Consider the following 295-nt stretch of genomic DNA (forward strand, 5'->3'; position numbering starts at 1 on the left):
CGTGACCTTCACCGCCTACCGGGGTGAGTCGATCGGCCTGATCGGCACCAATGGCTCGGGCAAGTCCACGCTGCTCAAGGCGGTCGCGGGCCTGCTGCCGGCCGAGCGCGGCCATGTCTACACCCACGGCCAGCCCTCCCTGCTCGGCGTCAACGCCGCCCTGATGAACGACCTGACCGGCGAGCGCAACGTCATCCTGGGCGGACTGGCCATGGGCATGACCCGCGAGCAGGTCCGCGAGCGCTACCAGCAGATCGTCGACTTCTCCGGCATCAACGAGAAGGGCGACTTCATC

Annotated in this window: 1 protein-coding gene; it reads left to right on the forward strand. The window is 67.8% G+C overall.

The window, feature by feature from the left end; translation table 11 throughout:
• Positions 1-295 (forward strand): ATP-binding cassette domain-containing protein (locus IG84_RS0137485; protein WP_031068035.1); only part of this gene is annotated, 295 nt, incomplete at both ends.

The sequence above is a fragment of the Streptomyces ochraceiscleroticus genome, assembly GCF_000720485.1.
GTDB classification, from domain to species: domain Bacteria; phylum Actinomycetota; class Actinomycetes; order Streptomycetales; family Streptomycetaceae; genus Streptomyces; species Streptomyces ochraceiscleroticus.